At 73.3% G+C, this 12,183-nt stretch carries 14 protein-coding genes; 10 read left to right on the top strand and 4 right to left on the bottom strand.

The annotated features are described in order from the left end of the window. The 4 genes from ACWDNY_RS30250 to ACWDNY_RS30235 form a co-directional block, all read left to right on the top strand. Positions 1 to 131, top strand: a 131-nt coding sequence (locus ACWDNY_RS30250) for an alpha-glucosidase C-terminal domain-containing protein (RefSeq protein ID WP_451649005.1), incomplete at its 5' end; no start/stop codon positions are given. A gap of 29 nt (positions 132 to 160) precedes the next feature. Continuing rightward, the gene (locus tag ACWDNY_RS30245) at positions 161 to 1,555 is read left to right on the top strand and encodes a maltokinase N-terminal cap-like domain-containing protein (RefSeq protein ID WP_451649004.1); all 1,395 of its coding nucleotides are present in this window, start codon (positions 161 to 163) and stop codon (positions 1,553 to 1,555) included. Between the two features lie 4 nt (positions 1,556 to 1,559). Continuing rightward, positions 1,560 to 3,791, top strand: a complete 2,232-nt coding sequence (gene glgB, locus ACWDNY_RS30240; protein WP_451649003.1) for a 1,4-alpha-glucan branching enzyme — start codon at positions 1,560 to 1,562, stop codon at positions 3,789 to 3,791. A gap of 191 nt (positions 3,792 to 3,982) precedes the next feature. After that, positions 3,983 to 5,071, top strand: coding sequence for a glutamate--cysteine ligase 2 (locus ACWDNY_RS30235; protein ID WP_451649002.1), 1,089 nt, complete (start codon positions 3,983 to 3,985; stop codon positions 5,069 to 5,071). 108 nt (positions 5,072 to 5,179) lie between these two features. Here ACWDNY_RS30235 and ACWDNY_RS30230 read toward each other — a convergent pair whose 3' ends face one another. Further along, positions 5,180 to 5,407 carry a DUF6480 family protein gene (locus ACWDNY_RS30230; protein WP_451649001.1) on the bottom strand — a complete coding sequence of 76 codons (228 nt, stop codon included), beginning with the start codon at positions 5,405 to 5,407 and terminating at the stop codon, positions 5,180 to 5,182. Positions 5,408 to 5,558: 151 nt separating this feature from the next. On the opposite strand from ACWDNY_RS30230, the gene ACWDNY_RS30225 reads away from it, so the two are divergent. Further along, positions 5,559 to 7,463, top strand: coding sequence for an AMP-dependent synthetase/ligase (locus ACWDNY_RS30225; protein ID WP_451649000.1), 1,905 nt, complete (start codon positions 5,559 to 5,561; stop codon positions 7,461 to 7,463). 20 nt (positions 7,464 to 7,483) lie between these two features. Here ACWDNY_RS30225 and ACWDNY_RS30220 read toward each other — a convergent pair whose 3' ends face one another. Then, on the bottom strand, positions 7,484 to 7,771 hold the full coding sequence (locus tag ACWDNY_RS30220; protein ID WP_451648999.1) for a DUF4190 domain-containing protein: 288 nt from the start codon (positions 7,769 to 7,771) through the stop codon (positions 7,484 to 7,486). A gap of 214 nt (positions 7,772 to 7,985) precedes the next feature. On the opposite strand from ACWDNY_RS30220, the gene ACWDNY_RS30215 reads away from it, so the two are divergent. The 4 genes from ACWDNY_RS30215 (at position 7,986) to ACWDNY_RS30200 (ending at position 9,627) form a co-directional block, all read left to right on the top strand. Then, the gene (locus tag ACWDNY_RS30215) at positions 7,986 to 8,150 is read left to right on the top strand and encodes a hypothetical protein (protein ID WP_451648998.1); all 165 of its coding nucleotides are present in this window, start codon (positions 7,986 to 7,988) and stop codon (positions 8,148 to 8,150) included. A gap of 1 nt (position 8,151) precedes the next feature. Further along, a complete protein-coding gene (locus tag ACWDNY_RS30210) occupies positions 8,152 to 8,424 on the top strand; it encodes a DUF4190 domain-containing protein (RefSeq protein ID WP_451648997.1) in 273 nt (90 codons plus the stop codon). Positions 8,425 to 8,607: 183 nt separating this feature from the next. After that, entirely contained in the window at positions 8,608 to 9,042 is a 435-nt protein-coding gene (locus ACWDNY_RS30205; protein ID WP_451648996.1) for a hypothetical protein, read from the top strand. A 150-nt stretch (positions 9,043 to 9,192) separates the two neighbouring features. Next, positions 9,193 to 9,627, top strand: coding sequence for an ATP-binding protein (locus ACWDNY_RS30200; RefSeq protein WP_451648995.1), 435 nt, complete (start codon positions 9,193 to 9,195; stop codon positions 9,625 to 9,627). A 65-nt stretch (positions 9,628 to 9,692) separates the two neighbouring features. On the opposite strand, the gene ACWDNY_RS30195 is transcribed toward ACWDNY_RS30200, so the two are convergent. After that, positions 9,693 to 10,259, bottom strand: a complete 567-nt coding sequence (locus tag ACWDNY_RS30195; protein WP_451648994.1) for an ATP-binding protein — start codon at positions 10,257 to 10,259, stop codon at positions 9,693 to 9,695. Positions 10,260 to 10,772: 513 nt separating this feature from the next. Then, positions 10,773 to 11,144, bottom strand: a complete 372-nt coding sequence (locus ACWDNY_RS30190) for a PRC-barrel domain-containing protein (RefSeq protein WP_451648993.1) — start codon at positions 11,142 to 11,144, stop codon at positions 10,773 to 10,775. 538 nt (positions 11,145 to 11,682) lie between these two features. Here ACWDNY_RS30190 and ACWDNY_RS30185 point away from each other — a divergent pair. Beyond that, positions 11,683 to 12,183 (top strand): HAMP domain-containing protein (locus ACWDNY_RS30185; protein ID WP_451648992.1); only part of this gene is annotated, 501 nt, incomplete at its 3' end.

Below are 12,183 nucleotides of genomic sequence, written 5' to 3'. Positions count from 1 at the left end.
CGGTCGAGCTGTTCGGCGGGGTCCGCTTCCCGGCCATCGGCGAACTGCCCTACCTGCTGACCCTCGCAGGACACGGCTTCTACTGGTTCCGGCTCACCAAAGTCGCATCCCGGATCGGCCGACGGGCTTGAGCGCGTGGCCGTCGGAAGGAGGCGTGACCGTGCCGAAGACCGCGATGCTCCAGTCGGGCGCCCCGCACCTCGCCAGGCCCATGGCCTCGCTCGGTGGGCTGTTGCGCGAGTGGCTGCCCTGCCAGCGCTGGTTCGCGGGCAAGGACCGGCCCGTCACCGACCTGCGTCTGCTGTCCATGACGGAGCTGTTCCCGGGCTGTCTGCACCTGCTGGTCCACGCCGAGCACGCGGGCGTCCACCGCGGCCGCCGCGGGGGCCTGCCCGCACCCGCCGACCCGCCCCCGCCGGCCGCGCCCGCGGACTGCTACCAGCTGCTGCTGGGTGTGCGCCGGCAGCCGGCCCCGCGCCTGCACCGCGCCCTCATCGGCCGCGCCGCCGAGGGGCCGCTGGCCGGTCTCGCGATCTACGACGCGCTGTGCGACCCGCGGTCGGCGCAGCTGCTGCTGGAACGGCTGCGCCACCCCGGGACCGTGGGCATGCTGCGCTTCGAGACGGACCCGGAGGCGGTCGTCCCGGGCGGGCTGGTGCCGCGGGTGCTGGACGCCGAGCAGTCCAACTCCTCGATCGTGTACGGCGACGAGTTCATCCTGAAGGTCTTCCGGCGTGTTCAGCCCGGTGTCAACCCGGACCTGGAGGTGCCGTGGGCGCTGGCCCGGGAGGGCTGCTCCCGGGTGCCGGCCCCGGTGGCCTGGTTCGGCACCACCGGGCCGGAGACCGCCACGCTCGGTGTGCTCCAGCCGTTCCTGCGCGACGCCTCCGACGGCTGGACGCTGGCCCTGCGGGCGCTGGCCACCGGGGACGACTTCACCGCCCAGGCGCACCAGCTGGGACAGGCCACCGCGGAGATGCACCTGGCGCTTGCCGACGCCTTCCCGACCGGCGGGCACGACGACATCGCGCGGACGGCGGCGGCGATGACCGAGCGTCTGGAGGCCGCCGCGCACTGCGTGCCCGCGCTCGGCCCGTACGCGGCCGGGCTGCGTACCGCGTTCGCCGCCCTCGCCGGCTGCGACGCCGGGCCACCCGCCCAGCGCATCCACGGCGACCTGCACCTGGGTCAGGTGCTGCGGGCCGGGCGCGAGTGGTTCGTGATCGACTTCGAGGGCGAGCCGTCCCGTCCCCTCGCCGAACGGCGTACCGCCGAGTCCCCGGTCAGGGACGTGGCCGGGATGCTGCGCTCCTTCGACTACGCCGCCCGGCAGCGCCGTCCCTGGCGCCCTGAGTGGGCACGCCGCTGCCGGGAGGCGTACTGCGCCGGCTACGCGTCCCGGGCCGGCTGGGACCCCCGCAAGAAACACGCCCTGCTGCGGGCCCACGAGACGGACCGAGCCGTGTACGAAGTGCTGTACGAGGCCCGGCACCGCCCGGACTGGCTCGCCGTACCGATGGCGGCGATCGAACGTCTCGCCGTGAGAGGAGGCTGAACCGGTGGCACTGCGCGACACCTCACGTCCCGAGCCGTCCGGACCGCTCCCGCCCGCTGTGGGCGGGGCCGGGACGGCTCTGCCCCTGGACCCCGCCGACCGGGAGCGCCTGCTGTCCGGCGCCCACCACGACCCGCACGCGCTCCTCGGCGCGCACCCGGGCCCCGGCGGCATCGCCTTCCGGGCGCTGCGTCCCTGCGCCCGTGCGGTCGGCGTCGTCACCGGCGGCGTGCGGACCCCGCTCGTCCCCGAGGGCGACGGCCTGTTCTCGGCCGTGCTGCCCCTCGACGCCGTCCCCGAGTACACGCTGACCGTGGCCTACGAGGAGGACGCGGGCGACGGGCGGGAGGTGCACGACCCCTACCGCTTCCTGCCCGCCCTCGGCGAGCTGGACCTGCATCTCGTCCGGGAGGGCCGGCACGAGCAGCTGTGGAAGGCGCTCGGGGCCGAGCCGATGACCCATGACGGCGTCGCCGGCACCCGGTTCACCGTGTGGGCGCCGAACGCGCGTGGCGTGCGCGTCGCGGGCGACTTCACGTTCTGGGACGGGACGGCGTTCCCGATGCGGTCCCTGGGCGCCTCCGGCGTGTGGGAGCTGTTCCTGCCGGACGTCGGTGAGGGCGCCCGCTACAAGTTCGAGATCACCTCCCGGTACGGCGGCCGCTTCCTCAAGGCCGACCCGATGGCGCGCCGCACCGAGGAGCCGCCCGCGACCGCGTCGGTCGTGACGGCCTCGCACCACCGGTGGCGCGACCAGGAGTGGATGGCCCACCGCGCGGACACCCCGGTGCACGAGGCCCCCTTCTCGGTGTACGAGGTCCACCTGCCGTCCTGGCGGCCGGGACTGACCTACCGGGAACTGGCCGAGCAGCTCCCCGCGTACGTCAGGGACATGGGCTTCACACACGTGGAGCTGATGCCGGTCGCCGAGCACCCCTTCGGTCCGTCCTGGGGCTACCAGATCACCTCCTACTACGCCCCGACCGCCCGGCTGGGCTCCCCGGACGACTTCCGGCACTTCGTCGACGCCTGCCACCGGGCCGGAATCGGCGTGATCATGGACTGGGTGCCGGCGCACTTCCCGAAGGACGACTGGGCGCTGGCCCGCTTCGACGGGGACCCGCTCTACGAACCCGGCGACGCGCGGCGGGCGGAGCACCCGGACTGGGGGACGTACGAGTTCGACTTCGGCCGGACGGAGGTGCGCAACTTCCTGGTCGCGAACGCCATGTACTGGTGCGAGGAGTTCCACATCGACGGGCTGCGGGTGGACGCCGTCGCCTCCATGCTCTACCTGGACTACTCGAGGGACTCCGGGCAGTGGGTGCCGAACGTGTACGGCGGCCGGGAGGATCTGGACGCGGTGGCGTTCCTGCAGGAGATGAACGCCACCGTGTACCGGCGAGCGCCGGGCGTGGTGACGATCGCCGAGGAGTCGACCGCCTGGGGCGGGGTGACCGCGCCGACCGACGGCGGCGGCCTGGGCTTCGGGCTGAAGTGGAACATGGGCTGGATGCACGACTCGCTGCAGTACATGAGCCACGAGCCGGTGCACCGCAAGTACCACCACCACGAGATGACGTTCTCGATGGTGTACGCCTACAGCGAGAACTACGTGCTGCCGATCTCCCACGACGAGGTGGTGCACGGCAAGCGGGCGCTGGTGTCGAAGATGCCCGGCGACTGGTGGCAGCGGCGCGCCGGCCACCGCGCGTACCTGGGGTACATGTGGGCGCATCCCGGCAAGCAGCTGCTGTTCATGGGACAGGAGTTCGCCCAGGGCGGCGAGTGGTCAGAGGCCCACGGTCCGGAGTGGTGGCTGCTCGACGACGGCTACTGCGCCGCGGGCGACCACCGCGGAGTGCAGGACCTGGTGCGCGACCTCAACCGGCTGTACCGGGCCACCCCCGCGCTGTGGCAGCGGGACACCAGCCCGGAGGGTTTCCGCTGGGTGGCCGTGGACGCCGCGGACGACAACGTCTACGCGTTCCTGCGCTACGACGCCCAGGGGCGCCCGCTGCTCGCGGTGTCCCATTTCTCCCCCGTGGTCCGGGACGGCTACCGCCTCGCCGTGCCCGGCGGCGTCACGGCCTGGTGCGAGCGGCTCAACACCGACGACGCCCGCTACGGCGGCAGCGGTGTCACCCACCCCGACCCGCTCAAGCCGGAGGACGGGCACATCCGCCTGACGCTGCCACCGCTCGCCACGGTCTGGCTCACGCCGTACCCCCTCTGAGCTCCGCGGTCCCGCACCCGGCGGCGCCGGCCCCCGGCCACCGGCCGGCCGGCGGGGCCGCCCCGCGCCCGGCCGCCGCTCCGGGTCGGCGGGCCCCGTCCAGGTGTCCGGCCGTCGTCGCGGGGCAGTCGGGGTCGTACGACCCGCCGACGCTCCGGCGTCGCGGCAGACGGACAGAAAGGCGGCATGGAGTGCGGACCGTCGGAGTGGAGGAGGAACTCCTCCTGGTCGACCCGGAGACCGGTGAGCCGAAGGCGCTGTCCTCGGCCGTACTCGCCCGCGCGGCGCAGGACGGCGAGGGCGAGGACGTCTTCGAGAAGGAGCTGTACGGGCAGATGCTGGAGTTCGCCACGCATCCGCAGGCGGACATGGAGCAGCTCGGTGAGGAGATCGTCCGCTGCCGCAAGGAGGCGGCGCGCCACGCCGGAGAGATCGGCTGCGCCGTGGCGGCGCTGGCCACCTCCCCGCTGCCGGTCAGTCCCTCCATCGGGATGAACCGGCGTTACCAGTGGATGGCCGAGCAGTACGGCATCGCCACGCAGGAGCAGCTCGTCTGCGGCATGCACGTGCACGTCTCGGTGGAGTCGGACGAGGAGGCCGTCGCCGTCGTCGACCGCATCCGGCCCTGGCTGCCCGTCCTGATGGCGCTCAGTGCGAACTCCCCGTTCTGGCAGGGCAAGGACAGCCGGTACGACAGCTACCGGACCCAGGTGTGGGGGCGCTGGCCGTCGGCCGGCCCGACCGAGCTGTTCGGGTCGCCCGAGCGCTACCACCGGCGGGTGGCGGACATGGTCGCCACGGGGGTCATCCTGGACGAGGGGATGGTCTACTTCGACGCGCGGCTGTCGCAGCGCTACCCGACGGTGGAGATCCGGGTCTCGGACGTCTGCCTGCACGCCGCCACCGCCCAGCTGATCGCCACGCTGGCCCGCGGGCTCGTCGAGACGGCGGCCCGCGCCTGGCGGGCGGGCGAGGAGCCGGTGGACCACAGTGTGAACCTGCTGCGGCTGGCCGCGTGGCAGGCCTCCCGGGCCGGTGTGGCGCGCGAGCTGCTGCACCCGGCGACCCTGCGCCGGCTGCCGGCGGAGTCGGTGGTGCGGGATCTGCTCGACCACGTCGGCGACGCCCTCGCCGACACCGGTGACCTGGACCGGGCGCGGGACGCGGTCGACGCGTTGCTGCGGCACGGCAACGGCGCGCGGGTGCAGCGGGAACTGCTGGAGCGGACGGGCAGCCTGCGGGACGTCGTCACGGAGTGCGTGCGCCTCAGCCAGGGGTGACGGCCGGCCCTCCCCGGGGGTGCCCGGCACCCCGCCCCCCGCTCCCCGGTTCCGCCGGCTCTCCGCCCGGCCGCTGCCCCTGCTCACGCGGCGCCTCCGATGTCCTGCTCACAGCATCAGGACCAGGGCGTACGCCAGGAAGAAGGCGGCGACCACCACGACGAGAGCGAGGATGAGGGCGAGCGGTGCCTTCGCCCATCCCTTGGCCGGCTCCTTCGGCGGCCCCGTCTCGGGCAAGCTGCTCTCGGCGGGCGGGGTCTCCCCCGGCGGCACGCCGCCTCCGGGTTCGAGACCGGGGGTGCGGTCGGGGTCCGGGTCCGGGTTGACGTAACTCATGACGCACGAGTCCCCAGATCCGGCGGCATCAACGAAACGGGGCGACTTCCCGGTTCCGGGTCCCCTGCCGCGCTCGCCTGGGCTACATTCGACCCCCGTCGACAACGGTACTCGTCGGCGGCGTCACCCTCCGTAAACCCAGGAGCAGTGCATGCGCGACTTCGCTCTGGCTCGGTCCGCCGTTCCGGCGCCGGCCGGCGGCCTCGCCGACACCGTCTTCGAGGCGGCGGCACTGGACCCGGCCCGTCCGGTGCTCGCCCGTCGCGCCGGTCCCTCCTCCGGCTGGCAGGAGGTCACCGCGGCCCAACTGCGGGACGAGGTCGCCGGCCTGGCCAGGGGGCTGGTGGCGTCGGGCGTCTCGCCGGGCCACCGCGTGGCGGTCATGGCGCGCACCCGCTACGAGTGGACGGTGTTCGCCCACGCGCTGTGGGCCGTCGGGGCGGAGGTGGTCCCGATCTACCCGACCTCCTCCCGCGACCAGGTCGAGTGGATCCTGCGGGACGCCGGGTGCATGGCGGTGGTCGTCGAGGACGAGCAGGCCATCATGACGGTCGGCTCGGTGTGCGCGAAACTCCCGCTGCTGCGGCACGTGTGGCAGCTTGACGCCGGGGCGGTGGAGGAGCTGGCGGAGCGAGGCGCCGCCGTCCCGCTGACCACGGTCGACTCGCTGCGGCGGATCGTGCTGCCGGACGCGACGGCCGTGATCGCGTACACCTCCGGCACCAGCGGCCAGGCCATGGGGTGCGCGCTGAGCCACCGCGCGCTGGCCAGTCCCTGCGACACCCTGCTCGCGGGCTGGGGCCACACGGCCGCGCCGCCGGGCGAGCAGGCGGCCGTTCTCGCCTTCCTGCCCTTCTCGCACGTGTACGGGCTGATGGTCCAGGGCCTGTGCGTCCGCGGCGGCCTTCTGATGGGCCACGAGCCCGACATGAGCGAGGCGGCCCTGACCTCGGCGCTGCGCACGTTCCGGCCGACCTACTTCCACGGGGTGCCGTCGGTCTTCGAGAAGATCTACAAGAACTTCCTGCGCACGGCCCAGCAGTCCGGCCGCGGCGTCCTGTTCGAGCGGGCGGCGGACACGGCACGCTCGTTCGCCGCGGCGGTGGAGCGGAGGCGCCTCGGCCGGGGTTCGGGTCCGGGCATCGAACTGCGGATGCGGCACGCGCTGTTCGAACGGACCGTGTACCGCAGGCTGCGGGCCGCGCTGGGCGGCAGGATCGTCCGCGCCACCTCCGGTGGTTCGCCGCTCAGCCGTGAGCTCTCCCTGTTCTACGAGGGCATCGGCATCTACGTGCACGACGGCTACGGGCTCACGGAGACCGCGGGCGGCATCACGATGCAGCCGCTGGGCCTGGAGCGGTCCGGGACCGTCGGCAAGGCCCTGCCGGGCACCGAGATCCAGGTGGCCGAGGACGGGGAGATCCTGGTGCGCGGGCCGTCGGTGTTCCAGGGCTACGTCAACGACGAGGCCGCGACCCGCGCGGCGCTGCGCGACGGCTGGCTGGCCACCGGGGATCTCGGGTACCTGGACTCCGACGGGTACCTGACGATCACCGGGCGCAAGAAGGACGTCATCATCACCAGCAGCGGCAAGAGCGTGGCCCCGGCCCTGCTGGAGCAGCGGCTGCGGATGCACCCGCTCGTCCATCAGGCGGTCGTCGTCGGGGACAACCGGCCCTGTGTCGGCGCGCTGATCACGCTGGACCCGGAGTTCCTGGCGCACTGGCGTGCCGGGCTGGCCCTGCAGGGCGAGACACCGGGCCGGGAGGCGCGTGAGGAGAACGCGCTGCGGGAGGAGATCTGGCGGGCGGTCGCGGCCGCCAACAGCGCGGTGTCCCCGTCGGAGTCCGTCCGGGTCTTCCGGGTGCTCCCGGAGCCGTTCGACGTGGCCAGCGGACTGCTCACGCCGTCGATGAAGCTGCGCAGGGACGCGATAGTGCGGCACTACGCGCCGGAGATCGACATGATGTACAAGGCACGGAGCCGCTCCCCCCGCCGCGCCGTGCGGCACGACGCGGCGGCCGGCTGGGAGGACTCCGACAACGTCTTCCGCTGACGAGGCGGCAAGGGGGCGGGTCAGCCGCCCACGTACCAGCTGAAACCGCCGTTGGCCGCGGACACCGCCATCAGCACGAAGAACAGCACCAGGTCCACGATGCCGAGCACGATGCCGGCCTTCGCCATGCCGCCGCCGCCCTTGGCGGACGCCTGCCGCAGCCCGACGAAGCCCAGCACGATCGCTATGGGGCCGAGGACGATGTTGAAGAGGAACAGGCCGATGATGCCGCAGACCAGGCTCGCGACCGCGAGGCCGTTGGTGCGCGAACGGGACGACACGTTGGACGAACTGCCGTAGGAGCTCACGAACTTCTCCCTTCGGGGACGGTTGGAGCTTCCGCCTGCCCTTCGAGCCGCCGCGTATGCCGGGCAGTTGACGGACCGTCGGATTCCGGTCGACTTCGCCGGACGGTCCCGGGCCGAAGGCGTGGCATCGGCCTGCCGGGAAACCTGTGACCGCATGCTTGCTGAACACCGAGATCCGTTCGTCCACGCCCCTGTCCGGGCCGGGAGGTGAGCCGTGGTCTTCCTGGTCGCGGCACTGCTGCTGCTCGCCGTCCTGCTGGGGGCGGCGGCCTACCTGCCCTGGCCCCTCACGCTGGTCCTCGGCGCGGTGATCGTCGTGTGGCTGGCGGTCTTCACCGTGCGTGAGCGGCGCCGGCGCAGCCGAGCGGGGAGGGCGTGAGATGCGACTGACAGCACCTCCCCGGCGTAACACCGGCAGGCGGGACACCGAGGGCATGGCCGTCGCCTCCTTCGTCCTCGGGCTGGTCGGTCTGATCGTCCTCAACATGGTCCTCGGCCCGGTCGCGATCGCCCTGGCCCTCATCGCGCTGCGCCGGGACACACCGCGCCGCTTCCGGGCGTGGCTCGGGTTCTGGCTGGGCGTCGCCGACCTGCTGGTGCTGGCCGTCCGCCTGATGGTCAACGGTGGCACGGCGTGGACCGCCTTCGGCTGAGAGCCCGGAGCGGAAGTCGCGCCCGGCCGGCGGGCGGCGGCCGGCGCCCGCGGGTGCCGGCCGGAAGGTCCTCGTGGCGGGCGCGGCCGAAGGCGGACGGAACACGACGGGCGGGTTTAGTTCGGCCGGTCCGTCGTAACCGCAGGGAGAAAGCCGCGTTTTCACCCTGGGAGGAGTCCGTCCATGACGCACCACCGCCGCCGCCAGGTCCTGTGCGCCGCAGCGTCCGTACTCGTCGGGACCGCCGATCTGTGGTGCGCCCGTCGGGGGATCGCGTCCGCCGCCGTCGGCCTGTCGCTCGCCCTGCCGGTGCTGGTCGCGGCGGCCGTGCACGCCGGGCGGCGCCACCGGCTGGTGCTCGACACGCACCTGCGGGCGAGACGGGCCGTCCTGGGCGACGCGCCGCGGTTCACGCCTGCCCGCCCCTGCTGTTCCTTCTGGCGCGCCGCCGCGGGCGCCGCCCACGCACCTGACTGCGCCCGTGCCCGAGGTGCCGGGGCGGGGACCGGGACGGCGTCCGCGTGGCGGGAACTGTACGAGGCGTGCTGCCTGCGGGGCTGGGAGTCCCGCGGGGCCGCGCACGAGGCGGGAACGTGTCTGCGCCGGGCGGCCGCATAGCGCCGGCGTCGACCACCGTGCGCCCGGACATACCGGGAGCGGGGCCACCGCATACCTACGAGTAGGGTCCGCGCCCTTGGGAACAAGACACTGGGACCCGAGGTGAAGAAAGGACGCAGCCCAGCTGAGCACGCCGGGCCGGGAAGGCATATGGCAACCGAGCCGCGTTGGGACGACACACTGGCTACCGAGGGCATTTCGAGCCGCACCGCCCGCTTCACAGGTGAGCTGCATCATGTGACGGGTGCGCGTCTGGCCGCCGAGGAGTTCCTCGACGATCTCGCGCGCGGCACACCACCGGCGGCGCCGGAGCACTGGGACGACATCCTGCTGGTCGTCACGGAGCTCGCCGCGAACGCCGTGCAGTACGCACCGGGCCCCTTCGAGCTGCGGCTTCGGCGTACGTTCGACGGGGTGCACGTCACCCTGAGCGACACCAGCACGACGCCGCCGGCTCCGCGTCCGTTCCATCCGAGCCGGGGCGGCGGCGGTATCGGCTGGCATCTCGTGCACACCCTCTGCGACCAGGTCAGCGTCGTGACGAACGATCACGGCAAGGACGTCCACGTCTTCCTGCCCTGGTGAGGGACGGCCGGCCGAAGGGCCGGCCGCGCGGCGTCCGGTGCGTGGGTGAGCGCGTGACGAACCGATCAGTCGGCCCGGCCCGGCGCACTGTCCCGGGCCGGCTGCGCGGCCGAGCGCAGGGGCACCAGGACGCTGACGGTCTTGCCGCCCCCGGGGCGCCGGTCGATGACGATCTCACGGGCCAGCCGGATGATGAGCGGCCAGCCGTATCCGTTGCCGTAGTGACCGCGGGGAAGGTCGCCGGGTCCGTACGCGACCTCCGGGACGACGTCGCTGTTGTCGTGCACGACCAGGCGAACCCCCGCCTCGGCCGGCACCACCTCGAAGCCGGCGAGACCGTCGCCGTGCCGGATGGCGTTGGTGACCAGCTCGGAGACGACCAGCAGCAGATCGATGACCTCCTCCTCCCGCGCGGTGCGCGTGGCGGAGTCCCACTGTTCCCGCACCACGGCGCGCGCGTACGCGCGCGCCGTCGCCGCACTGGTGACCGGGACTGCAGGTGCCGGCGGCCGGTCCGCCGCGGGGTCGCACAGCGTGGGCTCTGGCGCGTGGGCGGGATACCTGTGCGTCGTGTCCCCGAAGTCCGCTCGCTCCGCGCGGGCGGCGCGCGGCTGCTGCTCGTTCTCTCTCACCGTTCTGTCACTGCCCCGGGCACCTCCATCGCCACCTCGACATTCTCGGCGAGGAGGAAACACCCCGCGGTTCCTGTCACGTCAAACAGCCTTTCCACGCTCTCGCCGGACGGCCCGCCACCTCGTGGGACGTCCCGCACGCCCGGTGTGCTCGCCGGGCGTCGGCCGGCACGTTCCGGACGGCCGGGGCCACGGGCCCCGTACCGGAGGCCGACGACGCTGCGGACGCCCCCGAAGCCGGTGGAGCCTCGGCGGGCGCCGCCGGGCGAGCGGCGGCGCGTCCGCGCCGTCGACACCACCGGTACCGCCGTCATGACGGGGGGCGCTCCGGTGGGCGGACGACGTCGGGGCGGGCTCACGCTCGTCGGGCATCGGCAGACTCTTCCTCCACGGCTCGCCGGGCCGCGGCGCGCGTCCCCTGGGCCGCTCCAGCATAGGAGGGGCAGGTCGTTTCCGGTCACGCGTCCTTCGCCGCCGGGGAGGCGGGCGCCCGCCGCCGCTGCCGTGCCCGGGTCAGGCGGTGGTCGTCTCGCGGGGCGGAAGCCCGTGGTAGTAGTCGCCCACGCGGGTCAGGTACTCCGGGTCCATGGTCTCGCTGTCGATCCGGAAGCGCGGTGCCGCCTTGACCTCTCCCCTGCTGCAGGCCACCGTCACCCGCCGGCCTTCGGGGTCGATGCCGGTGACGACACCGGCCGGAACGAGGACGCTCTTGCCGAACACCCACACACCGGTGTCGACGATCAGGTGCCGCATGCCGAAGTGGTCCGCCTCGCGGTCCACATGGCCGATCGTGCCGTCGGCGGCGACGACGGTGAAGCCGGTCAGGTCCAGTCCGTGGACGTGGGCTGCCTGCGGCGGGTACGACCAGATGGTGTCGATGGCCACGCTGTCCTTCCTCCCCGAGCGAGACGAGTGGTGAGCCCTCGACGGGACGGTCATCACCCGCCTGGCTCCACACAGCAGCAACTACCCTGCTCAGGCGGCCGCATTCGGGGCCTCGGCGAGGTGCCGCCGCTCTCACCCGGCCCGCGATGCCGGCCGGCGAGCGGCGCGGGGCCGGTGAGAGGTTCCAGCGGGCCGGTGGCCGTCGGCGCGCCACCGGGCCGGCGCACGGCACGGGCACCGGGTCCCCTCCCCCGCAGGGCCGTCCGGTCGCCTGCCCGCGTGCGGGTCGAACCACGTCGTGTACCCCCGTTTCGCACCTTCACACAGGACCTCTTCCGGGCGATGTCCGGGAGTGCGGCGCCCCCGCGCGGGGTTTTGGCCGGGGCGGTCCACCTGGGTTAGCCTGCGGCGTATTTTTCTCATCATGCAGATCCGTGAACTGCGGAAATGCGATCACAACAGGCAGGTCCGCCACGGCGGCCGGCCAGGGTCCGAGTCTCCGCTGGGGGGACTCCTGGGGAGCGGGACGAGGGTGCGGATGACCAGCGACAGGACCGAGGTGGTCGACGCTGTGCCGGGAGACCAGGAGCTCAGGCAGCTCCTGGCGGGACTGACGGCCGTGCGGGACGGCGACTTCGGCACGCGACTGCCCGAGGACGCCGACGGCCTGATGGGCGACATCGCCACCGTGTTCAACGGCATGGTCGACCAGCTGTCCGTCTTCACCCGCGAGGTCACCCGGGTGGCGCGCGAGGTCGGCACCGAGGGCACCCTCGGCGGCCAGGCAGAGGTACCGGGCGTCTCGGGCACCTGGGCCGATCTGACCGACTCGGTCAACGCCATGGCGGGCAACCTCACCACCCAGGTCCGCGACATCGCCCAGGTGGCGACGGCGGTGGCCAAGGGCGATCTGTCGCAGAAGATCGACGTACCGGCCCGCGGCGAGATCCTGCAGCTGAAGGAGACCGTCAACACGATGGTCGACCAGCTCTCCGCGTTCGCCGACGAGGTCACCCGCGTCGCCCGCGAGGTCGGCACC

This window comes from Streptomyces sp. NPDC003697, from assembly GCF_053587115.1.
Note: the sequence above shows the minus strand (reverse complement) of the source record. Positions and strands in the feature narration are given on the sequence as shown.

What these genes read in the sequence shown, in the direction of transcription:
- ACWDNY_RS30210 (WP_451648997.1), top strand. Translation starts at nt 8,152, where the DNA reads ATGCGACTGACAGCACCTCCCCGGCGTAACACCGGCAGGCGGGACACC.
- ACWDNY_RS30225 (WP_451649000.1), top strand. Translation starts at nt 5,559, where the DNA reads ATGCGCGACTTCGCTCTGGCTCGGTCCGCCGTTCCGGCGCCGGCCGGC.
- ACWDNY_RS30230 (WP_451649001.1), bottom strand. Translation starts at nt 5,407, where the DNA reads ATGAGTTACGTCAACCCGGACCCGGACCCCGACCGCACCCCCGGTCTC.
- ACWDNY_RS30200 (WP_451648995.1), top strand. Translation starts at nt 9,193, where the DNA reads ATGGCAACCGAGCCGCGTTGGGACGACACACTGGCTACCGAGGGCATT.
- ACWDNY_RS30205 (WP_451648996.1), top strand. Translation starts at nt 8,608, where the DNA reads ATGACGCACCACCGCCGCCGCCAGGTCCTGTGCGCCGCAGCGTCCGTA.